A 22850-nucleotide genomic window follows, 5' to 3' on the forward strand; every position below is an offset into this window, starting at 1 on the left:
AGATGAAAAAAATGAAATAAAGCTTATTACTATTACAACTATTACATAGTTAAGGTGGGATCTGAGCTATTTAATAAACGGCCGATAACCTTTTCAATTTGATGACGAATTTTATCAGGATCGTCTTCAAAACTCACCCCTATACCAATAGGAGTACCACTTTGAGAGCCTGGCGGCGTATGCCAACAAACAACACCTTTAACTTCTGATGACTCTAATGAGTCAGGTAAGGTAATATCTAGAACAACCTCAGTACCTATTGCATAGGTTTCTGTTGTTCTTACAAATAAACCACCATTTTTTAAAAATGGCATGTAAGATAAGTACAATTCTCGCTCAGAAACATAATCTAATAAAATACTACTCATCCATTACCTCAAGTTGTTTTGATGTTATTTTTGTTCGGCGCAATATGTTTTGCATATCGATTAACATTTTTTCTATAACAAAATTTTTGTTCACTTGTACTAAATTTACAAGTTGTTGATGACTTTGTAAAAAGATTTTATAACACGCGTAAATATTTGTTTGATTTAACCAGCCCTGTGCAAATGCTTGTTGTAATAGTTCATCACTTTTAGCTGGCCAAGAATTTACCTGTCGCATCAAATCCGTTAAGCCTTTTTCTAACCACCGTAAGCCATGTTCATTATTAAGCAAGTGTTCAAATAGCGCTTGCCTTGCTTCATTGTTCACAACAAACTGGGTAAAATCATTTACAAATGATTGATATTCTTTATTAACTTCTAGTGATGATAATTCTGGGTAATGGCTTAAGTTTTGATAAGCGTCAGCTTGCACACCGCTGATTTGTTGATTTAATTGCTCACCGACCGGAGGACGGATCACAATTAAGCGGCAACGACTAATGATCGTAGCTAACAAGCGATCAGGATCTGAAGATAATAAAATTAAATGGCTGTAGTCGCTTGGTTCTTCTAAGGTTTTTAATAACGCATTTGCGGCCGATTCGGTCATCGCTTGTGCATTAGGAATAACAATGGTTTTGTTACCCGATAACTGAGCTTTTTTTTGTAAAAACTGATTCGCTAGCCTTATCTCATCAACACCAATATTATTTTTTTCACTGGTAATATATTTATGATCCGGAAAATTACCAGCAAGATATAATTGGCACTGTTTACACTGCTGGCAAGGCTGTAATATATGTTGTTCATCAAGTTGTAGCTGTTGGCATAACAGAGTTTGCGTTAACCACGTGGCTAACGCCTGCTTACCTGCGCCACTTACCCCTGAAATTAATATGGCATGTGGTAATTGCTGTTGCTGTATTTGTCTTGATAACAGCTGTTGATGTTCAATTAACCAAGATGGGATCATAAATTACTTTGGATCTGACTGTTCGTTAGAAAAATTTAACATGAATGCTTCACCGCCCATTAATACTATTTCAAATAGTTAGTCATTGCTGTATAGATATCATCATGTACTTTAGCCATAGGCTGTGCTGCATCTATGGTAATGATCGATTCATCTTGCTTGGCATATTCTAAATACTTAGCACGTACCCGCTGAAAAAAATCGAGCTTTTCAACTTCAATGCGGTCTAATTCACCACGCGCTTGTGCACGAGCTAAACCTATTTCAGGATCTAAATCTAAATAGAGCGTTAAATCAGGTTTAAAACCTTTTAAAGTCACATCAGCTATCGCGTCCATCACTTCATTATTAAACTGACGACCACCACCTTGATATGCCCGTGATGATAAATCATGACGATCACCAATCACCCACTGCCCTTGACTTAACGCAGGTTGAATCACATTTGCTAGTAGTTGGCTACGGCTTGCGTACATTAATAATAATTCAGTTTCTTGCGTTAAGGTTTCTTGATGATCAGCCGATTTAACAATTTCTCGTAAACGCTCAGCTAATACAGTACCACCAGGCTCACGGGTATTAACAAAATCAATATTTTTTTCCTTAAGTGCTTGTTCAATCACTTTAATTGCTGATGATTTACCTGCGCCTTCAAGGCCTTCAACAACAATAAACTTTCCTTTATTCATTCACTTTTAAACCTAATTATTATTTGCGTAATTGATACTGTCTAACGGCCTTATTATGATCCGTTAAATTTTTTGAAAAGATATGCTCACCATTACCATTGCTGACAAAGTATAAATACTCACTGTTAGCAGGTTGCATTGCCGCCTCAATCGCTTTTAAACCCGGCATAGCAATAGGGGTTGGCGGTAAGCCATTAATACGGTAGGTATTATACGGTGTTTTTTCTCTTAAATGTTTATATTTTATGTCACCTTGATAACGCTCACCTAAACCATAAATAACAGTTGGATCAGTTTGCAAACGCATTTTTTTGCGCAAGCGATTCACAAATACCGCTGAGATCACGGCTTGCTCCGCTAAAACACCACTTTCTTTTTCAATGATCGACGCCATGATCAGTGCTTGATAGCTATTTTGATAAGGTAAATCGACTTGCCTTTTTTGCCAATTTTCTGCCAGTACTTGTTTCATTCTAAAATGAGCACGCTTTAAAATATTTAGATCACTTTCATTAGCGGTGTAAGCATAAGTATCAGGAAAAAACAGCCCTTCCGGATTCGATTCATTAATGGCTAATTGCGCAGCAATTTCACTAACAGACAAGCCGGATAATGTTTGTTTAATCGTCGGTTGCGCCGATAATAACGCTAACCACTCTTTAAAAGTTGAACCTTCAATAAAAGTTAATTGATATTGATGCTCTTTTCCCTGATTAATTTTTTCAACCAAAGCTAAGATACTAGTATTCGGCAAAACTTGATAAGTTCCGGCTTTTAATTGGGCAAAACGAGGATAAAAACGGACATAATTACGGATCCAAAAACGATTATCCAACCAGCCTTTTTGCTCTAATAATTTTGAAAAATGGCTAAAGCTCATACCAGGTTTTATCGTCAGCATTTCCATTTGGTTAATTTTCAGCTGTTTTTCTACCTGATGTTGAAACAGGTTTTTACCGCCATAAATAGACAATAAAAATAACAAAAATACGGCCATTAATCCTTTTTTTAACACAAACAACTTTCCTTAAAGCTGAGTACCGCTTGCATATCTAATTCAGTATTATTAAAACATCGAACGGGCGTGATGCCAAAAACACAATTACAAACAAACATCGCGCTGACATCAGCTAATGCACTAATATTATCTTTACTTAAAACAACATCAGGTTGTGCTTTTAAGATGCGCTGCCTGATAATGCCATTAACACCTGATATTTTTAGATCTGGTGTGAACCACTTTTTATTTACTTGATAGAAAATATTAGCGCTAGAAGTTTCCACAATATGCTGATGAATATTTAACACCAACAAATCATCTTCAGCACGGCCATCAAGCTCTTTCCTCACTAACACCTGCTCTAAACGGTTTAAGTGCTTTAAGCCTGCTAATTGCGGGTTAATCCCCAACATAGTATTAGCAACACCTAAGTTAATACCTACCTTTTGCAAATGTTGGTAGTGTGTAGGATATGGATGCACACTAACAATAACATTCGGATGAGCAACACCAGTACGAGAATAACCTCGGCCACCAGCGCCAGCAGAAATAACTACTTTTAAAACCGCTAACGGAAACGCTTTTGCAACCTCAATAATATGTTCTTGCAGCCAAGCAAAGTTCACACCTTCAATAAAAAGCTGGGCACAACCTTGCTCTAGCCGTTGAATATGCTCGGCTAATAACTCAATTTTACCTTGTGATATTTTAGCTGTGGTAAATAACCCATCACCATAGTTTAACGCCCTATCTGTCACCGATATATCAAGATCTTGACGGCCGTTAATTGAGAGAAATTCCATATATTATGCCAATCTATTATCTATAAAAAAGCCTGAATACTGTTGCCAGTATTCAGGCTTATATCTGATTTTTCAAGCGCTAATTTTCTTTAAGTAAATTGATTAAACTTTTTTGAAAATTAACGAACCGTTTGTACCACCAAAACCAAACGAGTTACATAAAACATAATCAAGTTCTACGTCACGTGCGCCATCGGCAATATAATCAAGATCACAGCCTTCATCAGGGTTATCTAAATTAATTGTTGGTGGTACTTTTTGCTCATGTAATGCTTGAATACTGAAAATCGCTTCAACCGCACCAGCAGCGCCTAATAGGTGACCTGTCATTGACTTAGTCGAACCAACTAGTACTTTAGTGTCGGCACCAAATATAGTTTTCACTGCATTGGTTTCAGCAATATCACCTGCTGGTGTCGATGTACCATGCGCATTGATATAGCCAATTAAGCTAGGATCAATTTTCGCATCATTAATGGCATTTTTCATCGAGCGAGCAGCGCCTTCACCATCAGCCGGTGGTGAGGTCATATGATAAGCATCGCCACTCATACCAAAACCAACAAGTTCAGCATAAATTTTGGCACCACGAGCTTTAGCGGTTTCGTACTCTTCAAGTACAACAACACCAGCACCATCACCTAAGACAAAACCGTCACGGTCTTTATCCCAAGGACGTGAAGCCGCTTGAGGATCATCATTACGGGTTGATAACGCACGTGCTGCGCCAAAACCGCCCATACCTAATTGAGTAGAGCCTTTTTCAGCACCACCAGCAATCATAACATCAGCATCACCGTACGCTATCATACGTGCAGCATGGCCAATATTATGAACCCCACTGGTACAAGCCGTAACAATTGAAATATTAGGGCCTTTTAAGCCAAACATAATCGAAATATGACCCGAGATCATATTAATGATGGTTGAAGGCACAAAAAATGGTGACAATTTACGAGGACCTGAAGCCAACATTTTTTCATGGTTTTCTTCAATTAGTCCTAAACCACCAATACCTGAACCAACGGCAACACCAATACGTTCGGCATTTTCAGCGGTTATTTCAAGACCTGCATCTTTAATAGCTTGTACGCCAGCGGCAACACCATATTGAATAAATAGGTCCATTTTTTTGGCGTCTTTTTTCGCCATATATGCTTCTGCATCAAAGTCTTTAACAAGGCCTGCAAAACGAGTTGGAAACTCAGACGTATCAAAGTGCTCAATATTACTGATACCACTTTTGCCGAGTAATAAATTTTGCCAAGTTTGTTCTGGGGTATTGCCAAGCGGACTTAACATACCAAGACCGGTAACTACAACACGTCTCATGCGTGAGGTACCTCCGATAGATAAGGGGTTGGAATAGATGTCGTAATCAAATGTTTACGATTGTCTAATTATTTTCAATTTTTAAACAGCTGATAAAAAAACAGGCGGTTATACCGCCTGATTAACCATCAATTACTGATTAGCTATTAGCGTTGATATAATCAACTGCTGCTTGAACAGTAGTGATTTTTTCAGCTTCTTCATCAGGAATTTCTGTGTCGAATTCTTCTTCTAACGCCATAACTAATTCTACTGTATCAAGAGAATCAGCACCTAAGTCGTCAACAAAAGAAGCAGAGATGGTAACTTCTTCTTCGCTTACGCCCAATTGCTCAACAGTGATTTTTTTTACGCGTTCTTCAATAGTACTCATTTTTTTTCCTTTACTAGAAAGTGCATTTTTTCAAATTGCGTGTAGTTTATTCGTCAACTGGCCGCCATGCAAGTAAGTAATCTTATTTTTTTAGCTGGTCTAACCTGTATAACCTGTAATAAATCCAAAATCTTAGCTAAAATTGCTCAGCTAAGCTTCCGAAATTAAACCATGTACATGCCACCATTAACGTGAAGCGTCTCACCCGTAATATAGGCTGCAGCATCAGAAGCTAGGAATGCCACGGCACTCGCAATCTCATCAGGCTTACCTAAACGGTTAGCTGGTACTTGTGAAAAGATACCTTCTTTTTGCTCGTCTGTTAATGTTTGTGTCATATCTGTATCAATAAAGCCTGGTGCTACTGTATTAACGGTAATACCGCGTGAAGCAACTTCACGTGCTAATGATTTAGTAAAACCAATTAAACCAGCTTTTGCAGTAGCATAGTTTACTTGGCCTGCATTACCCATAGTACCAACAACAGAACCAATGTTGATAATACGGCCAAAACGATTTTTCATCATTGGGCGTAACACACCCTTACTAATTTTGAATACTGACGATAAGTTAGTATCAATAATATCGTCCCATTCTGAATCTTTCATACGCATAAATAAGTTATCACGCGTGATGCCAGCATTATTTACTAAAATATCAATGCCACCATGGTCAGCTTTAATCGTTTCAAATAATGCGGCAATTGAGTCATTGCATGTCACATTTAATACTAAACCACGACCAGCACCTAAATAATCACTGATTTTTTCAGCGCCACTTTCTGACGTTGCAGTACCAACAACAACAGCACCTAATTCTTTTAATTGGGTTGCAATTGCTCGGCCAATACCACGGCTAGCACCAGTAACTAATGCTACTTTTCCTTCTAATGAAAACATATTTCTAACCTATTTAACGAGTTCAATGGCTTGTTCGACAGTTGCTGTTGAATTAGCAGCTACACAAACAAGTGATTTATCAATGCGTTTGATTAAACCTTGTAATACTTTACCAGGTCCTGTTTCAATTAAGTTTTCAACACCCGCTTGTGCTAATGCTTCAACGGTTTCGGTCCAACGCACAGGGCTGTATAATTGTTTAACTAATGCCGTTTTAATAGCCTCAGCTGAACTTTCAATCGCAACATCAACATTGTTAATGACATCAATCGTTGGTGTGTTAAAAGTGATTTTGTCTAATTCAAGTGCTAATTGCTCGGCAGCATCTTTCATTAAGGCACAATGCGATGGTACGCTCACTGGTAATGGTAAAGCGCGCTTAGCACCTGCCGCTTTACATAATTCACCAGCACGTTCTACTGCCGCCTTATGACCAGCAATAACCACTTGACCTGGCGAATTAAAGTTAACCGCTGAAACTACCTCTCCTTGCGCTGCATCAGCACAAGCTTGAATAATTTGCTCATCGGCTAAACCGATAATTGCGTACATAGCACCAACACCAGCAGGTACTGATGTTTGCATAAATTCACCGCGCTTTTTAACTAAAACAACAGCATCAGCTAACGAGATAACCCCAGCACATACTAAAGCTGAATATTCACCTAAGCTATGGCCGGCAACCGCTTTTGGCGTTACCGCACTTGTTGCTTGAATTAAACGATACATAGCAACACTAGCAGTTAACAATGCCGGCTGAGTGTAATCTGTTTGATTTAACTTACCATCAGCATCTTCACTGATCAGTTGCCACATGTCGTAGCCAATAGCATCAGATGCTTCTTTAAACGTTGCTTGAACAATGTCATTCTCAGCAAAGTCACTCAACATACCGACCGTTTGAGAACCTTGACCTGGAAAAACAAAGGCTAAATTTTCTTGCATTTTTAACTAACCTAAATAATTAAAATAAGGAGTAATAAACATTCAATATTAATATTTAATTAAGGCTGAGCCCCAAGTAAAGCCACTACCAAATGCTTCTAATAATAATGTTTGACCACGTTGTATTCTGCCATCGCGGATTGCAATATCTAACGCAGTAGGAATAGTTGCCGCTGAAGTATTACCATGTTTATCAAGCGTAACGACAACTTGATCCATCGACATCGACAATTTTTTAGCCGTTGCTTTAATAATACGTAAGTTCGCTTGATGTGGTACTAACCAGTCAACATCTGACTTAGCTAAGTTATTATGATCAAGCGTTTGCTGAACTATTTCACTTAAACGTGTTACGGCTACTTTGAAAACTTCATTGCCTTTCATATACATGTAGCTTTCATCAACCGACTGAGCATCACCTCGTTTAGGAGCATCACAACCTAATAACGGTTGGAATTGACCATCAGCATGTAAATGGGTTGATAAAATACCTTGTTCTTCACTGGCTTCTAAAATACATGCGCCACCAGCATCACCAAATAAGATAAGTGTAGAGCGATCATCAGGTGCACACATGTGAGATAACGCATCAGCGCCAATCACTAACACACGTTTAGCCATACCTGATTTAATATATTGATCGGCAATACTTAATGAATAAATAAAGCCTGAACAAGCAGCTGCCACATCAAAGGCAGGAATATTTGGCACTTCTAAATATTGCTGAACATAACAAGCAGCACTTGGAAAAGCAGCATTTGAACTAGCAGTTCCCATTACTATCATGTCAAGGTCAGTCGCTTTTAACCCTGCCATTTCTAAAGCTTTTTTAGCTGCTTCTGCGCCCATATAAGCAGACGTTTCGTGTTCTGCGGCAATACGACGTTCTTTTATGCCGGTACGTTCAGTGATCCACTCATCAGTGGTTTCTACCATATGTTCTAAATCGGCGTTTGATCTTACTTGTTCTGGGAAATAGCTCCCAGTACCAATAATTTTTGAATACATAATTAATTTTATGGCCTTTGCAATAAACCCTGTTCCAATTTCGTTGTGATCTTATCTGGAACCTGTCTTTCTGTTTCTTTTACTGCTTCAATAATTGCTGCAAAAAAAGCCTTTGTACTAGCATTACCATGACTCTTGACGACAATGCCCCGCAATCCTATCAAACTTGCGCCATTGTACTGGTCGGGGTTCAACGGTTTAAGCAGCTTTTTTATCGTAGATGTGAGTAATTTACCAGTTATTTTTGCGAATAAGTTACGTTTTGAAATATGTTTTAGCTTTTCATATAGCAGCCTAGCAACACCTTCACAGGTTTTTAATGCCACATTACCAACAAAACCGTCACAAACAATAACTTCGGCTTTATTGTTGAAAATATCATTACCTTCAATAAAACCCGTGTAATTAATTTCACTGTTTTGTTGTAATTTGGTTGCCGCTAATTTTATATGATCGCTACCCTTGTTATCTTCTTCACCCATATTAAGTAAAGCAACTCTTGGGTTTTTAACTCCGTCTACTTCTTCCGCTAACACCGAGCCCATAACACCAAACTGATATAACATTTCTGCATCACAAAAAACATTTGCGCCGAGGTCGAGCATAAACACATGTTTATTTTCATCATGGGTAGGTAATGAACTAATTAATGCTGGGCGTTCAACCCCTGGCAATGTTTTTAAAATAACATGCGCCATTGCAAACAAAGCCCCGGTATTACCCGCACTGACACAAGCTTGTGCCTTACCTTGCTGAACAAGATCTAACGCAACGCGCATTGACGAGTCTTTTTTGGTTCTTAACGCAACAGAAGGTTTTTCATCCATGTCAACAACTTGCGTTGTATGAACAATAGAAAATTGTGGGTGTACCGTGATTTGATGTTTTGCAAGTTCTTGAGAAATAATAGCTTGGTCACCACATAGAATGAGGTGAAGCTTTGGCATTGTGTTAACAGCCAATATTGCAGCGGGTACAATAATATGGGGGCCTTGATCGCCCCCCATAATATCTAACGCTAAGGTTAGATTATTCAATGTTCAAAGGTCGCTTATTTAGCGATTACTTTAACGCCTTTATAGAAACCATCAGCAGTTACATGGTGACGACGGTGAGTTTCACCTGACACTGGGTCTACTGATAAGTTTTCTGTTGTTAATGCGTCATGTGAACGGCGCATGCCACGTCTTGAACGAGACTTTTTGCTCTTTTGAACTGCCATTTTGCCAAACTCCTAAAATTGTTGGTAACTAAAATATATCTACTTGAGTTGTTTCAACACGTCAAATGGATTCGGTTTATCTTGCTCTTTTGGCAATTCACCCCAAGTAGTGTCAGCAGATGCTGAACAATCGTCAAGAGAATGCTTTGGAATTAATGGAATTTCGAGTAACAACTCTTCTTCCACTAATTCATACAAGTTAATTTCACCATTTTCGTCGAATTCTATTGCGTCATAATATGACGGCAAATCATCAGCTGCTTCAGCATTTTTAACTGGGCTAAACGTAAAATCGATAGCCAGCTCGTGTTCAAATGCTTCATTGCAACGCTGACATGCTAATGTAACCATTAATGAACCTTGTCCATGTATAACTTTAAGACCAAGTTCATCAACGCTAAATTTTACACTAACATTGATTTGCTCACTACAACTAATTGTTGCGGCGAGCAATCTATTCATTCCCGATGTTTCAAAATACCCTTCACATACAAGTCGGCGCATTGCGCTTCTGTATGGGTCTATCGTTATCGGGAGTTTAAGATTCTTCATAAGGCGCGCATAATAAAGCCCAATACGGGCTGTGTCAAAAGAAATATGATCAAATTTCTTTAAAAAACCAAGTTAACCCCAATATTGCTTATAAAGTAACAAATTAAGGTAACCCATGAGAAAATTAGTGCTAGGTTCAACCTCACCATTTCGAAAAGAGATTCTAACAAAATTAAACTTAGCTTTCGAGTGCGCTAAGCCAAATATTGACGAAACCCCACTTGAAAATGAAAGTCCTATTGCATTAGTTGAACGCTTAGCAATAGAAAAAGCAAAAGCTGTTGCTGAGCAGTTTCCTGATGCGCTGATCATTGGTTCAGATCAAGTCGCTATGCATAACAATACTATCTTAGGTAAACCTCATACCCATGACAACGCCATTAAGCAGCTGACATCGTTTAGTGGTAACAAAGTTGCCTTTTATACTGGGCTCTGTGTTTACGATAGTGCCTCAAAACAACATTTATCCTTAGTGGAGCCTTTTAATGTACATTTTAAGTCGTTAAGTTTTGATGCCATCAACAACTATTTATTAGCAGAAAAGCCTTATCAATGTGCCGGTAGTTTTAAAAGTGAAGGCTTAGGTATTTGTTTATTTGAAAAACTCAGTGGCGATGATCCCAACACATTAATTGGTTTACCCCTGATTAAATTAACCGAAATGTTAAAAACACTCGGTTTAGATGTGTTACAAGCGCAACAATAACGCCATACTTATCGTTTAAGGCATTGCGGTTATGGCAATGCCTATTGTCGAATAGCACTTTGTTGTAGTTAACATTTAGCTGTTGCCATTGAAAACAGACCCCGTTGACTTAGCCATTGGTGTGCTTGATGTTTATTTTCAAAGAAAGCAGTTTCCACATTTGTTAACGCAGCATGGGAATCTACCATCAATTTTTTTTGAATCGACATATTACAAATAACGGCTTCATATTTTTGATTATGCCAATTGCCCCAATGATTTAATTTATTGATTTCATCCCACATGTCAGGCGTAGCCAATTCCCACTGGCTTAAATCGACTAAACAAGCCCAAGGCTTATCGTATATTTGAGCTACTTGTTCTTTGTATTCCTGACAAAGTCGTAATACGGTTTCAATATTCCATGACTCATAACAATTCACAATTAAAGTTTGTTCGTTAATTTCAATGGTAAAATAACCGTGCTCCTGCATACTTCCTTCCTTTGATTACAACTTCCAACATCAATAATACTAAAATAGATAACGGCAACCTTTAAACGATCAACTCAGCTAATTCTTTAATTGAGTCAACAATCGCTTTTGGCTGATATGCCGCTAGCATCGCTTTAGAACCTGCGCCCATAGTCACACCAATGCGATCAACACCCGCCGATTGTGCCATCTGTAAATCAAACGCTGAATCGCCGATCATCACAGCCTCTGTCGGCTTAACATTAAACTCAGCTAATAATTGTTCGATCATTTCAGGATGAGGTTTTGAATTAGCATCATCAGCCGTTCTTGAGCCGTGAAAAAAATGTTTAGTATCTGTTGCTGCCCACATTCGTTCTAAACCTTCTCGGGCCTTTCCGGTAGCAATAGTCACAAACTTGTCTTGCGCTTTTAACGCCGTCAACATTTCTATTGTATGCTCAAACAAAACACTCGGTGTTTCATTTAACTCTAAATATTGTTTGCGATAATTAGCAAAAATAGTTTCTCTTTGCTCATCATTGGCCTCAGGAAATAACTGTTGAATTCCGGTTGCTAAACTTAAACCAATAATCCCTTTTGCATCTTCACTACTCGGTTTGGCTAAGTTACTCATTAAAGCGGCAGCTTGCATTGATGACACAATACGACCAACCGAGTCCATCAAAGTACCATCCCAATCAAAAATATATAATTTGTAATTATTCATCGACAACTCAAGTTATTTAAGGTCAGTAATAAACTTTGTTTATTGACCTACTTTGGTTAATTTATTTAAAACTTTTTGTAAGCTTGGCTCTAAAGGCGCTTCAATTTTAATGCGCTGCTCTGTTTTTGGGTGAACAAACTCAATACTAGCAGCATGTAAAAATAAGCGTTTAAGACCTTTTTCTTTTAATTCGGCATCAAAGTCTTCGTAACCATATTTAGGGTCGCCAGCAATAGGATGGCCTTTACATAAACAATGAACACGAATTTGATGGGTGCGACCCGTTACCGGAAACGCTTGAACTAAGGTTGCACCATGATAATTTTGTAACACTCTAAAGCGAGTTTCAGATTCTTTACCGTTAATATTATCTACCACAACAACGCGCTCACCCGATTGCAGATCATTCTTTTTCAGCCCTTCGGTTACTTTTGTTAACTTAGCTGACCAAGAACCTTTTACTAACGCTTGATAAAGTTTTTGTACCTTTTTATTACGCAACTGTTCATGTAAAAAGCGTAAGGCTGAACGTTTTTTGGCAATCACTAAACAGCCAGAGGTATCTCGGTCTAAGCGATGTACCAACTCTAACATTTTAGTTTGTGGTCTTAAGGCGCGTAAAGCTTCAATAACACCAAAACTTAAACCACTGCCACCATGTACTGCCATACCTGACGGTTTGTTTAGAACAATAAAAAGCTCGTCTTCAAAAATAATTTGTTTTTCTAAATTAGCGACAATATTTAAATGTGTTGAAACGCCATCTGGTTTTTCTGATACCCGAATAGGCGCAACACGAATAAGATCTTCCCCCTGAATTTTATATTCTGGCTTAATGCGCTTTTTGTTCACTCGGATCTCCCCTTTTCTAAGCAAACGATAAATCATGCTTTTAGGGACACCTTTGAGGGTTTTTAATAAATAGTTATCTATACGTTGGCCAGCTTCATCACTGTCAATGGTATAAAACGTTACTTTAGGCTTAGGAGATTCGGTCATGGCTGGTTTAGGAGATTCTTTCATATCGCGCAGTTTAACATATAAAATGAACTTATTAATAAATAAAACATCTGATTTAATTGCCATTTATAGCAATATAGTGGGATAATGCTAAGGTTACGGAAGATTTATACCTGTAACACTAGAAAAAACGAGATACTCAGCGAAATGTAAGAGGCATCTGCGGCCATCTTAATGTGCAAAGAAATAACTGTTACTGACAATTTCAGTATAGATACATTAAGTTAAGTACGGCCTATTGTTTACAAGCAACGTGTGTAATTTGTTAGCTAAGTAACATAAACAGATAGTCCAGCGTAACAGTATTATTAATTAGGAAATTAGAAAGTTCACTGCAATTTTCAAAAACTGAAATAATCGCATCAACAAATAAAATTGAGCAATTCCAGTTTTGCAGCACTTTCAAACTAGCACAGCACGAAAAAAAGCTGAGCACATAAAGTTTTAGACTATGAAGACACCCTTCATAGCGTAAGAAAATACAATCAGATTTCTAACAGCTTATGCGGCAACATGGTCGTATAAGATTGACACCCGTGAGGCTGACAAATCGCTGTTAACGCAACAACCGATTGCTTTGTGTTCTAAGCAAATAGTGTGCTGTGGCTAAAATTAGGTCACTCAAACTATGAAAAGAATGTTAATTAATGCTACACAATCAGAAGAATTACGTGTAGCGCTTGTCGATGGTCAACGTCTATATGATTTAGATATAGAAAGCCCAGGACACGAACAAAAGAAAGCGAATATATACAAAGGTAAAATCACTCGTATTGAACCTTCATTAGAAGCTGCTTTTGTTGATTATGGCGCCGAACGCCACGGTTTCTTACCGATGAAAGAAATCGCTCGAGAATACTTTCCAAAAGGTTATACCTTCCAAGGTCGCCCAAGCATCAAAGATGTCTTAACTGAAGGCCAAGAAGTTGTTATTCAAATTGATAAAGAAGAACGTGGTCAAAAAGGCGCAGCCTTAACAACGTTCATTTCTTTAGCGGGTAGTTATTTAGTATTAATGCCAAACAACCCTCGTGCTGGCGGTATCTCTCGTCGCATTGAAGGTGATGAGCGCATTGACTTAAAAGAATCATTAAGCAAACTCACCTTACCTAAAGGCATGGGCTTAATTGTTCGTACCGCTGGTGTTGGTAAAGCTTATGAAGAATTAGAGTGGGATTTAAACGTTCTACTTCAACATTGGAAAGCCATTGAAGAAGCTGCCGCTGAACGCCCTTCGCCATTTTTAATTCATCAAGAAAGTAACGTCATCTTACGTGCTATTCGCGATTATTTACGTCGTGATATTGGTGAAGTATTAATTGACCGTCCAAAAATATATGAAAGTGTTAAACAACATATTGAATTAGTACGCCCTGACTTTTTAAGTAAAGTTAAGCTTTATACTAATGACGTACCGTTATTCACTCACTATCAAATTGAAACGCAAATTGAATCTGCTTTCCAACGTGAAGTACGCTTACCATCAGGTGGTTCAATTGTTATTGATCCAACGGAAGCGATGACATCAATCGATGTTAACTCTGCACGTGCGACCAAAGGTGGCGACATTGAAGAAACCGCCTTTAACACAAACTTAGAAGCGGCTGATGAAGTTGCTCGCCAATTGCGTTTACGTGATTTAGGTGGTTTAGTGGTTATTGATTTCATTGATATGACACCAGTTCGTCATCAACGTGAAGTTGAAAACCGTATGCGTGATGCTGTTCGTCAAGACCGAGCGCGTATTCAATTAGGACGTATTTCACGTTTTGGCTTATTAGAAATGTCACGCCAACGTTTGCGCCCTTCAATTGGTGAAACAAGCCAAGGGGTTTGTCCTCGTTGTAATGGTACCGGCCATGTTCGTGGTATTGAATCATTAGCTTTATCTGTTTTACGTTTAATGGAAGAAGAAGCCATTAAAGAAAACACCTTACATGTACAAGCACAAGTACCTGTACCTGTGGCGACTTATTTATTAAATGAAAAACGCCGCAGTGTAATGCACATTGAAAAACATCATAAAGTGCATGTGTTAATCATTCCTAATCCGCATATGGATAGCCCGCAATATGAAGTATTGCGTGTTCGTAAAGATGAAAGCGTTGCTGAAGCGAGTTACGACATTGCCATTACCGAAGCCAAGGTTGAAGAAGCAGTAATGCCTAAATTCGACGTTGATGCGGTTAAACGTGATGAACCTGCTTTACAAGGTATGTCTGCACCTAAAAATGGAGCGCCTCAAGCAAAACAAAAACCGAATACAGCACCGGTTAAAGTTGAAGAAAAACAGCCAAGTGAAAGTTTATTTGCTGGCATTGTGAAATGGTTTAAAGCTTTATTTGCTGAAGAAGTTAAAGTAGAAGAAAAACCAAAAGCTCCTGCGAAACGCCAACAACGTTCGGATAATAACCGAGGCCCACGTAAGCCGCGTAATCAAAACCGTAATCGTAATCAACAACGCGATGATAAACGTGATGACAAACGTGACGATACTCGCGACAACAATGCCGATGCTGACAACCGTCAACAAAACAGAAACCGTAAACCTCGCAAGCCTGAGCATGACAACACGCAAAAGCCAAAAGAGGAAAAAGTTGCTGAACGTAGACAACGTCGTAATAACCGTAAAAAAGTACGTGTTAATGAAAATAAAGCAACAGAGCAATCTGTTGACAATGCGGCAAATAAAGCGGTAGCTGAAACTAAAGCCAACGCAAAAGTAAAATCAAATGATACAACCTCAACAACAAAAGAAGAGGTTAAATTAGTTGATGCTCAAGTAGCTGAAACAGCAACTGATGAAGCAAAACCTGCACGTGAAGAGCGTACCAGAAGTCGTCGTTCGCCAAGACATTTACGTACTCGAGGACCAAAACGTCGTAATGACAATGACGAAGCTCAATCAGCAGACAACGTTTCTGAAGAGATCACCAATGATCCAGTAGAAGCGCGTTATCCTCATAATGAAGAAGCTGAAGCTAAATTAACTAAACCAGCAGTAAATGCTGAGCAAACAGCACAAACTAAAGTTGAAGCATCAGTAGTAGATGTTAAACAACCAAGCGAAGCTTCAACTGAACAGCAAGCAGATTTACCATTAGAAACAACAGAAGTTGTAGTGGCTAAAGAAGCAGTGAAAACTGACACTCCTGATACGGAAGAACAAGTAGTTGCTGAAGTTCCTGTTAAGAATGAACAACAGCAAGAACTTTCTTTAGAAGTTACTGAGCAAGAGCCTGTAGTTGATAATAGCGAGCCAGTAAAAGTTGAAGCTAAGCCGGCAGAAAGCAAAGAAACCGCGGAAAAACCTGTTGATACGGCTGCAGAGGCTAAAACAGAAGATACCGTTGCTGAATCAACCAAAGTTGTTGAAGAAGTTAAAGTAGCTGCTGACGCGAAAGATGTAGTCGCAGAAACTACTGAAGTAAAAAGTAAAGTGAAACCTGCTGCCAAAAAAGTAGCAAAACCAGCAACAAAAGTTGCTCGTTTAATTAAAGGTAAAGCATCTGCGCCAATGACAAAAGCAGAAACAGTACACACATCAAGTGAGTTACCTGCTGCCTTTATGACAAAAGCTGAACGCCCTTTACATCAATCTTCAGGGAAAAATGCATTAGTAAGCCACGCCACTAACCAAGCAGCAGCAGGCCCAACTAAACCAAGCGTATCGCTATAAACCTTATATCCATATAGATTTATAGCAAAACAATTAAAAACGGCGATGTTATTGATAACATCGCCGTTTTTTTTATTTTTGAACACGATATTTAGCCTGAACTCTCGATCTGATACCCCTCAAGTTATCCACTTCTCATTTTCCTAACTAACAAGCACCCCAAGTTACTCATGCAACATATTCTTTAATTCATACACTCACATAAACTATGAGCCTATTTCCTTCGTATAAACAGAGGTTGTTAATAAATGAGTTTCGCACATTCAAAAAATAACGAAAAAATAATTTAAAGATCTGCTTGATTTACACTCATAAAACATATACTGTTTATTTATACAGTATATGTTAAGGCGTTTATTTATGAGCACTATCTACCAAAATAAAGTTATATCTATTAGCCAAGCGATCACCCCTATGGTGTTTGATAATGAAGTAAGTAATGACAAAAACTTTACAAAAGAGTTAAGCGAATTATGTTTAACTCATCAAAACAATAAAAAATGGATCTTAGTGATTGATGATGAAAAACACACCTTGTCTGAATTATCGAGCCAAAAAATTATTGATACCTCAAAAATATTACATATCAATAATCGTAAAGTTAAAGTTAATGCTAACAATATTGAAACAGCATTAACCAAAGGAAATTGCTCGGCGATTGTTTTAGGTAGAAATAATTTTCAAGCGGAACAACTATCATACCTAAGTGATTGTGCAAAATTATCAAATACCGCCTTTGTAGTGTTAGATAAGGTCAGTGGATTACATTAACCCTAAAATTAAAATAACAGATAATATCGCTGCAATTTTTTGTTATATTGCAATTCAGTTTTTAGCTAGATGAGAGAAGCAATGCGCTGTCCTTGCCAAAGTAATCAACCGTTTGAACAATGTTGCCAGCCAATTATTTTAGGCCATAAAAAAGCGCTAAGCGCCGAGCAATTAATGCGTTCACGTTATAGTGCTTATGCTGTAGCAAATGGCGAATATATTTTAAAAACCTATAGTGTTGAGTCTGCACAACAGCAACACTTACATGACATCCAACAATGGGCTGAACAATGCCAATGGGTTAATTTGATCATTCATTATAGTGATCACAATACGGTCGAGTTTTCAGCTTTTTTTATTGAAGATAATCAACTTTGCATTTTAAGAGAAAAATCAAAGTTTATATTTGAGAATGTAAACGGTGTAGAGCAATGGTTTTATCATAACGGTGAGATCATCGAAAACGCAGTTTTAAACAAAGTGAAACGTAACGATCCTTGCCCCTGTCAGCAGCATAAAAAATTTAAACAGTGCTGTGGTCGTTTATTAAATTAAAAGTTAGCCGTATCAAAAAGTAAGACCAAAAAACTAAATTAAGCTATTTGGGTTGTAACAATCGATTGCTGAACTGTTTTAAGCCAGGCTTTAGCATTAAAACTTAATTTAGCTACCGATGGCGAATTATTCTCGTTTTGTTCAAGACTACGTTGATAACGCTTTTGGCAATGTAAGTTGGTGTTATTAACAATATTGGCCGCAATATACTTAGCGTTATCACGAAATGCTATTGCTTTAGGTTGTAAGGCATTAGCTAAATGAATAGCCGCCATATTATCGTTATTTGCCAATGTTGCTTGATTAAAAGCATCTATCTCAGAGAGTTCATCAATAGCAAGCGGCGCTTGTTTAGGCAGATCAAAGTGCTTTCTCAGCTGATTTTCAGCAGGTAAATTAGTTTGTTCTTTACCTTCTGGTAATAAAAATTCACTAAATTCTCTCGCGTCATCCGTTAACATAGCTAACATCAAACTAAAGTCTGAACGTCGTTGACTATGAACACATTCATTAAGCTGAGTGCCTAATTGAATTTCATTGATGACTAAGTGATTTTCTACCAAAATATAACCTCTACTAGCTGGTTAACTTCTATATCGGCAAAGTAACTGAAAAATTTAGTAAAAAAGTAAAAATATTTACAAATTTAATATCAGTCAAACTCACATAATTTATTTACTTGTTATATTCTTAGCGGTAACGTCAATAATCATAAAAATATTGTCCAATTTAATGCGCATTATCAAAAGCATTGAGTGAATAAAAAATTGCTTCATTCGCATTAACTTCCGAACAAATTTCAAGGAATTTGAAAAATATGAATAATACTCGCCCCGCTTTATTATCTATCTCAATAGCATTAACCACTTTATTGACCGGTTGTGTTAGCTCTCAACCCAAACAAATAAACCAAGAAAATCAGCAGCCCGCTATTACCAATGCCGCTGATCACAGCTTAACTTATGTTCGTACCGTTGAAGGCATTGAAGAATACCAGCTAGAAAACGGCTTAAAAGTTTTATTCGTTCAAGATCAAGCCCAACCTAAAACCTTAGTGAATATTACTTATCGAGTAGGCTCAGTAAATGAATATTACGGTGAAACCGGCATGGCGCATTTGTTAGAGCATATGTTATTTAAAGGCTCAACAAACTATCCAAAAATTGACACTGAATTTCAAAAACGCGGAATGCAAACAAACGCTACAACTTGGTTAGATCGCACTAATTATTTTGGTGTTTTTGATGCTAATGAAGAAACACTAGCTTGGACCATAGGTATGGAAGCCGACCGCATGGTAAACGCAACATTCACCGAAGCTGAATTAAAAAGCGAAATGACGGTTGTTAGAAATGAAATGGAAAAAAATGAAAATAATCCTGTGCGGATGTTAATCAGTAGAATGTCATCAATGGCGCACTTATGGCATAACTACGGTAACTCAACCATTGGCGCTCGTTCTGATATTGAAAATTTTCCTTTTGCCAAACTACGTGCGTTTTACAAAAAACATTATCGACCTGATAATGCCGTTCTCACCATTGCAGGACGTTTTGATAAAGAACAAACCATTAAACTTATCGAACAAAACTTTGGTGTATTAGAAAAACCACAACAAGCAATTGAACCTTTATATACCCAAGAACCCACCCAAGATGGTGAACGTATCGTTAATCTACGTCGCAGTGGTGATATTCCAGTTATCGGCTTAATGTATCACTTACCTTCAGGTTTACACCCAGATGCGGCAGCCATGACAGTTCTTCAAGTTATCATGTCAGATTACACTCGTGGCCGCTTACAGAAACAGTTAGTTGAAAGCAAATTATCAACCGGTGCCGGCGCCTTTTCATTCATGCTAAAAGATAGCTCACAATTTATTTTTATTGCTCAAGGTGCCAAAGGCCAAGCTACCGATGAAATGGAAGCTAAATTATTAGACATCGCCGAAAATATCAAAAACAACAAAGTCACAGATGAAGAAGTAAAACTCGCTAAATTAAAATTAGCTAAAGACTCAGAGCAAGCAATGCGCAATGTTACCGGCATTGGCATGGCATTATCTGAATATATTGCCAAAGGTGACTACCGACATAACTTTTATTTTCGGGATCAAATAGAAAATGTGACCACAGCCCAAGTACAAGCCGCAGCTGAAAAATATTTAATTCAAAGTAATAGAACCTTAGGCCGATTTATTCCAACCGATGAACCTAAAAGAGCTGAATTACCACCAGCCCCTGATTTAAATACACTACTAAAAGATTATATTGGCAAAGCCACGGTCAGCGAAGGTGAAGTTTATGACAACACGGTAGCAAATATTAAACAACGTTTAGTAACAACTACTTGGCCTGAAGGTACAAAACTCAGTATTTACCCGAAAAAACGTCGCGGTGAAGAAATTTTAATTAAAATTAACTTACCAACAGGTAATGTTAACTCATTAACCAATGCTGGTACCGCCTTTGATTATATTGCGCCAATGTTAGATTTAGGCAACAAAAAATATAGCAAGGAAGTTATTTCTGGCAAATTAGATGAGCTTAAAAGTAGCATTGATTTTTCTACCGATGCAGGTACCTTTCATATTAATATCAAAACCGATAAAAAACATTTAGCCGACACCTTAACGTTATTAAACGACTTGTTAGCTTACCCAACCTTCCCTGAAACTGAATTAGCGGTACTCAAACGTAGCAGTATTGCTTCCATTGAATCAAACCGTAAAGACCCAGGTTCTGTTGCACTGAATAATTTAAGAAAAGCACTCTACAACTACCCTGCTGGTCATCCTAATGAAGCATTATCAGCCGATGAAAAAATTAACGCGATTAAAAAATTAACCAGTAAAACCCTGAAAAATATATATCAAAAACATTTATCAATCACTGATGGCTATATTGCCGTTATTGGTGATGTTAATAGCGATGACATTTCACAGCAGTTACATGCCGCACTTAAACAATTCAACCTTGATACAAATTATCAAAAAATTCAAAGCCAGTACCACAACAAGCAAGGATTAAACATTAGTGCCGAAACACCTGATAAAGCCAACGCTCAGCTATTTATTGTCAATGTGCTCAGCATGAATAAAAGCCATCCTGATTATTTAGCCTTAACAATCGCTAATCAAATGTTTGGTAGTGATCCTTTCACTTCTCGAATTGGCGCTCGTATTCGCGTTAAAGAAGGCTTTAGTTACTCGGTTGGCTCAGGCTTACAAATTTCAGAAGATGAGCAACAAGGTATCTTTTACGCACAAGCAATTGCCGCTCCTGAAAATATGGCCTCTGTGATCACAGCCTACCAAGAAGAAGTACAAAAAGTGGTTGATACCGGCTTCACTCAACAAGAATTAGATAACGCTATTGAAGGCTTTATCAATAAGCATGCTCGCCAGTGGGCCGAAGATGGCAGAATTGCCGGCGTGTTAATTGACAGCCAAAAATATCAACATGATTTAGATTATTATGAAGAGCAACTTAACGCGGTAAAAAACCTAACGTTGAGCGAAGTTAACCAAGCATTTATTAAGCATATTGCCGATAAAAAAATAAATGTTTTTACCGCCGGCGATTTTGCCAAGCTTGCTCAATAATAGCGAGTAATCATCAACTAATTAGCAATAAGTAACTTATATAGCTAATTGAAAAGCCGTTTTGTAAAAATAAAGCGGCTCGATAAAGTTAATAAAATACCAGCTGTCTGTAGTTTATATAACAAAATAAATTATAGATAACTGGTATTTTTTTATAAATTGTCAGAGAATAGGATAATCTACCTTACCACTTTACCAGGAATACCTATAATATCATGATAAAAAATATCCTTTTAATCTCCTTATTCACTATTTTATCGGCTTGTGCATTAACCGATAACAAAAGCAGTGAAAACTTAAACGCTAGCTTATTAAATTGGCAAAATGTTTATAATGATGGTGAAGCCAAAATAGTTGATAACGAAATTCACCTTATTTCGACAGGCAATTGGTTTTATTTAACGAAGAAAAAGTATAGCGACTTTATTTTTGAAGCTGACATTTTAATGCCTGACGTTACTGAATACTCAAATTCAGGTTTTATTTTTAGAGCACAAGTTCGTCCAAACAAAAAAGGCACAGCACAAGAAGCCTATGGCTACCAAGCTGAAGTTGATCCAAGTAACCGAAAATGGAGTGGTGGACTATACGATCAAGGTCGTCGTCAATGGTTAAACCCATTACATGAAAAACGTTCAAACCCTGATGCCGATTTTAAAGAAAACAAATCACCGCAATGGACACCTGAAAAATCAAACGCTTACAAACATTTACAATGGAACTCTTACCGCATAGTCGCTCAAGGAAGTGATATTAAAATTTATGTAAATAATGTACTCACCACACATGTTATTGATGTTAAAGATAGCGAAGGCTATATAGGTATTCAACATCATGGCAGTAAAGAGTTTAAGCAAACAGGTAGTAGAAAAAACACCATTAAGTTTAGAAATATTCGTGTGACTGAACTATAAAAAATTGTCACGTTAACTTATAAATTGACACCTTTCACGCCACTTCAATGCTTATTTGACGTGGCGTGAAAGTAAAATACTCACAAAACCTATTAAGACAATATTTAATCACTATTTAAGATAATGTGTTAACAGCCTAAGCCCCTACATCACAGTTAAACTTGAACGCCAGCTCTTCCTTCTTAACATCACCATACTTTCCCTAGATAGAAACAAACTAAAATAAAAGCGGCCATAGCAGGAAAAGAAAATAGT

General features: G+C 37.6%; 23 protein-coding genes. 6 read left to right on the top strand and 17 right to left on the bottom strand.

What is annotated here, in order from left to right:
- Nucleotides 1–41: 41 nt before the first annotated feature.
- From ACSLUO_RS04055 to yceD, 13 genes are all read right to left on the bottom strand, one after another.
- A complete protein-coding gene (locus tag ACSLUO_RS04055; RefSeq protein ID WP_448246427.1) occupies nucleotides 42–368 on the bottom strand; it encodes a PilZ domain-containing protein in 327 nt (108 codons plus the stop codon).
- Nucleotides 361–1341, bottom strand: a complete 981-nt coding sequence (locus tag ACSLUO_RS04060; RefSeq protein ID WP_448246429.1) for a DNA polymerase III delta subunit-related protein — start codon at nucleotides 1339–1341, stop codon at nucleotides 361–363. Before ACSLUO_RS04060 ends, ACSLUO_RS04055 begins: the two co-directional genes overlap by 8 nt.
- Before the next feature lie 65 nt (nucleotides 1342–1406).
- Nucleotides 1407–2030 (bottom strand): dTMP kinase, encoded by a 624-nt coding sequence (gene tmk, locus ACSLUO_RS04065; protein ID WP_448246431.1) that lies wholly within the window; start codon nucleotides 2028–2030, stop codon nucleotides 1407–1409.
- Between the two features lie 19 nt (nucleotides 2031–2049).
- Entirely contained in the window at nucleotides 2050–3045 is a 996-nt protein-coding gene (gene mltG / locus ACSLUO_RS04070; RefSeq protein ID WP_448246433.1) for an endolytic transglycosylase MltG, read from the bottom strand.
- On the bottom strand, nucleotides 3039–3833 hold the full coding sequence (gene pabC / locus ACSLUO_RS04075) for an aminodeoxychorismate lyase (RefSeq protein ID WP_448246434.1): 795 nt from the start codon (nucleotides 3831–3833) through the stop codon (nucleotides 3039–3041). The genes mltG and pabC overlap by 7 nt, the downstream gene beginning before the upstream one ends.
- 102 nt (nucleotides 3834–3935) lie before the next feature.
- Nucleotides 3936–5165, bottom strand: a complete 1230-nt coding sequence (gene fabF / locus ACSLUO_RS04080) for a beta-ketoacyl-ACP synthase II (protein ID WP_448246436.1) — start codon at nucleotides 5163–5165, stop codon at nucleotides 3936–3938.
- A 139-nt stretch (nucleotides 5166–5304) separates the two neighbouring features.
- Nucleotides 5305–5538, bottom strand: coding sequence for an acyl carrier protein (gene acpP / locus ACSLUO_RS04085; RefSeq protein WP_448246438.1), 234 nt, complete (start codon nucleotides 5536–5538; stop codon nucleotides 5305–5307).
- A gap of 164 nt (nucleotides 5539–5702) precedes the next feature.
- Nucleotides 5703–6437 carry a 3-oxoacyl-ACP reductase FabG gene (fabG, locus tag ACSLUO_RS04090; RefSeq protein WP_448246440.1) on the bottom strand — a complete coding sequence of 245 codons (735 nt, stop codon included), beginning with the start codon at nucleotides 6435–6437 and terminating at the stop codon, nucleotides 5703–5705.
- 9 nt (nucleotides 6438–6446) lie between these two features.
- Nucleotides 6447–7382, bottom strand: a complete 936-nt coding sequence (gene fabD, locus ACSLUO_RS04095) for an ACP S-malonyltransferase (RefSeq protein WP_448246442.1) — start codon at nucleotides 7380–7382, stop codon at nucleotides 6447–6449.
- Nucleotides 7383–7430: 48 nt separating this feature from the next.
- On the bottom strand, nucleotides 7431–8390 hold the full coding sequence (locus ACSLUO_RS04100) for a beta-ketoacyl-ACP synthase III (RefSeq protein ID WP_448246444.1): 960 nt from the start codon (nucleotides 8388–8390) through the stop codon (nucleotides 7431–7433).
- 8 nt (nucleotides 8391–8398) lie between these two features.
- Nucleotides 8399–9427, bottom strand: coding sequence for a phosphate acyltransferase PlsX (gene plsX / locus ACSLUO_RS04105; RefSeq protein WP_448246446.1), 1029 nt, complete (start codon nucleotides 9425–9427; stop codon nucleotides 8399–8401).
- A 14-nt stretch (nucleotides 9428–9441) separates the two neighbouring features.
- On the bottom strand, nucleotides 9442–9612 hold the full coding sequence (gene rpmF, locus ACSLUO_RS04110; protein WP_448246448.1) for a 50S ribosomal protein L32: 171 nt from the start codon (nucleotides 9610–9612) through the stop codon (nucleotides 9442–9444).
- A gap of 39 nt (nucleotides 9613–9651) precedes the next feature.
- The gene (yceD, locus tag ACSLUO_RS04115) at nucleotides 9652–10164 is read right to left on the bottom strand and encodes a 23S rRNA accumulation protein YceD (protein WP_448246450.1); all 513 of its coding nucleotides are present in this window, start codon (nucleotides 10162–10164) and stop codon (nucleotides 9652–9654) included.
- Between the two features lie 115 nt (nucleotides 10165–10279).
- On the opposite strand from yceD, the gene ACSLUO_RS04120 reads away from it, so the two are divergent.
- Nucleotides 10280–10870 carry a Maf family protein gene (locus tag ACSLUO_RS04120; RefSeq protein ID WP_448246452.1) on the top strand — a complete coding sequence of 197 codons (591 nt, stop codon included), beginning with the start codon at nucleotides 10280–10282 and terminating at the stop codon, nucleotides 10868–10870.
- Nucleotides 10871–10938: 68 nt separating this feature from the next.
- Here ACSLUO_RS04120 and ACSLUO_RS04125 read toward each other — a convergent pair whose 3' ends face one another.
- From ACSLUO_RS04125 to rluC, 3 genes are all read right to left on the bottom strand, one after another.
- On the bottom strand, nucleotides 10939–11343 hold the full coding sequence (locus tag ACSLUO_RS04125; RefSeq protein ID WP_448246454.1) for a hypothetical protein: 405 nt from the start codon (nucleotides 11341–11343) through the stop codon (nucleotides 10939–10941).
- Nucleotides 11344–11404: 61 nt separating this feature from the next.
- Entirely contained in the window at nucleotides 11405–12052 is a 648-nt protein-coding gene (locus tag ACSLUO_RS04130) for an HAD-IA family hydrolase (protein ID WP_448246456.1), read from the bottom strand.
- 39 nt (nucleotides 12053–12091) lie between these two features.
- The gene (gene rluC / locus ACSLUO_RS04135; RefSeq protein ID WP_448246862.1) at nucleotides 12092–13051 is read right to left on the bottom strand and encodes a 23S rRNA pseudouridine(955/2504/2580) synthase RluC; all 960 of its coding nucleotides are present in this window, start codon (nucleotides 13049–13051) and stop codon (nucleotides 12092–12094) included.
- A 649-nt stretch (nucleotides 13052–13700) separates the two neighbouring features.
- Between rluC and rne the strand changes: the two genes are divergently transcribed.
- The 3 genes from rne (at nucleotide 13701) to ACSLUO_RS04150 (ending at nucleotide 18077) form a co-directional block, all read left to right on the top strand.
- Complete coding sequence (gene rne / locus ACSLUO_RS04140; protein WP_448246458.1) at nucleotides 13701–16751, top strand: ribonuclease E; 3051 nt, start codon at nucleotides 13701–13703, stop codon at nucleotides 16749–16751.
- 360 nt (nucleotides 16752–17111) lie between these two features.
- The gene (locus ACSLUO_RS04145; RefSeq protein WP_448246460.1) at nucleotides 17112–17522 is read left to right on the top strand and encodes a hypothetical protein; all 411 of its coding nucleotides are present in this window, start codon (nucleotides 17112–17114) and stop codon (nucleotides 17520–17522) included.
- 81 nt (nucleotides 17523–17603) lie between these two features.
- On the top strand, nucleotides 17604–18077 hold the full coding sequence (locus ACSLUO_RS04150; protein ID WP_448246462.1) for a YchJ family protein: 474 nt from the start codon (nucleotides 17604–17606) through the stop codon (nucleotides 18075–18077).
- Between the two features lie 38 nt (nucleotides 18078–18115).
- Here the strand turns inward: ACSLUO_RS04150 and ACSLUO_RS04155 are convergent, their stop codons facing one another.
- Complete coding sequence (locus ACSLUO_RS04155) at nucleotides 18116–18640, bottom strand: VC2046/SO_2500 family protein (protein ID WP_448246464.1); 525 nt, start codon at nucleotides 18638–18640, stop codon at nucleotides 18116–18118.
- 254 nt (nucleotides 18641–18894) lie between these two features.
- On the opposite strand from ACSLUO_RS04155, the gene ACSLUO_RS04160 reads away from it, so the two are divergent.
- Together ACSLUO_RS04160 and ACSLUO_RS04165 are read left to right on the top strand one after the other, a co-directional pair.
- Complete coding sequence (locus ACSLUO_RS04160) at nucleotides 18895–21681, top strand: M16 family metallopeptidase (RefSeq protein WP_448246466.1); 2787 nt, start codon at nucleotides 18895–18897, stop codon at nucleotides 21679–21681.
- A gap of 215 nt (nucleotides 21682–21896) precedes the next feature.
- Entirely contained in the window at nucleotides 21897–22595 is a 699-nt protein-coding gene (locus tag ACSLUO_RS04165) for a 3-keto-disaccharide hydrolase (RefSeq protein WP_448246468.1), read from the top strand.
- Nucleotides 22596–22850 lie beyond the last annotated feature (255 nt).

Source organism: Thalassotalea agariperforans (assembly GCF_053470345.1).

Bases quoted from the DNA above. Each gene is read 5' to 3' on its own strand.
- ACSLUO_RS04055 (WP_448246427.1), bottom strand. From the start codon at position 368: ATGAGTAGTATTTTATTAGATTATGTTTCTGAGCGAGAATTGTACTTA.
- ACSLUO_RS04060 (WP_448246429.1), bottom strand. From the start codon at position 1,341: ATGATCCCATCTTGGTTAATTGAACATCAACAGCTGTTATCAAGACAA.
- tmk (WP_448246431.1), bottom strand. From the start codon at position 2,030: ATGAATAAAGGAAAGTTTATTGTTGTTGAAGGCCTTGAAGGCGCAGGT.
- pabC (WP_448246434.1), bottom strand. From the start codon at position 3,833: ATGGAATTTCTCTCAATTAACGGCCGTCAAGATCTTGATATATCGGTG.
- fabF (WP_448246436.1), bottom strand. From the start codon at position 5,165: ATGAGACGTGTTGTAGTTACCGGTCTTGGTATGTTAAGTCCGCTTGGC.
- acpP (WP_448246438.1), bottom strand. From the start codon at position 5,538: ATGAGTACTATTGAAGAACGCGTAAAAAAAATCACTGTTGAGCAATTG.
- fabG (WP_448246440.1), bottom strand. From the start codon at position 6,437: ATGTTTTCATTAGAAGGAAAAGTAGCATTAGTTACTGGTGCTAGCCGT.
- fabD (WP_448246442.1), bottom strand. From the start codon at position 7,382: ATGCAAGAAAATTTAGCCTTTGTTTTTCCAGGTCAAGGTTCTCAAACG.
- ACSLUO_RS04100 (WP_448246444.1), bottom strand. From the start codon at position 8,390: ATGTATTCAAAAATTATTGGTACTGGGAGCTATTTCCCAGAACAAGTA.
- rpmF (WP_448246448.1), bottom strand. From the start codon at position 9,612: ATGGCAGTTCAAAAGAGCAAAAAGTCTCGTTCAAGACGTGGCATGCGC.
- yceD (WP_448246450.1), bottom strand. From the start codon at position 10,164: ATGAAGAATCTTAAACTCCCGATAACGATAGACCCATACAGAAGCGCA.
- ACSLUO_RS04120 (WP_448246452.1), top strand. From the start codon at position 10,280: ATGAGAAAATTAGTGCTAGGTTCAACCTCACCATTTCGAAAAGAGATT.
- ACSLUO_RS04125 (WP_448246454.1), bottom strand. From the start codon at position 11,343: ATGCAGGAGCACGGTTATTTTACCATTGAAATTAACGAACAAACTTTA.
- ACSLUO_RS04130 (WP_448246456.1), bottom strand. From the start codon at position 12,052: ATGAATAATTACAAATTATATATTTTTGATTGGGATGGTACTTTGATG.
- rluC (WP_448246862.1), bottom strand. From the start codon at position 13,051: ATGACCGAATCTCCTAAGCCTAAAGTAACGTTTTATACCATTGACAGT.
- rne (WP_448246458.1), top strand. From the start codon at position 13,701: ATGAAAAGAATGTTAATTAATGCTACACAATCAGAAGAATTACGTGTA.
- ACSLUO_RS04145 (WP_448246460.1), top strand. From the start codon at position 17,112: ATGAGCACTATCTACCAAAATAAAGTTATATCTATTAGCCAAGCGATC.
- ACSLUO_RS04150 (WP_448246462.1), top strand. From the start codon at position 17,604: ATGCGCTGTCCTTGCCAAAGTAATCAACCGTTTGAACAATGTTGCCAG.
- ACSLUO_RS04160 (WP_448246466.1), top strand. From the start codon at position 18,895: ATGAATAATACTCGCCCCGCTTTATTATCTATCTCAATAGCATTAACC.
- ACSLUO_RS04165 (WP_448246468.1), top strand. From the start codon at position 21,897: ATGATAAAAAATATCCTTTTAATCTCCTTATTCACTATTTTATCGGCT.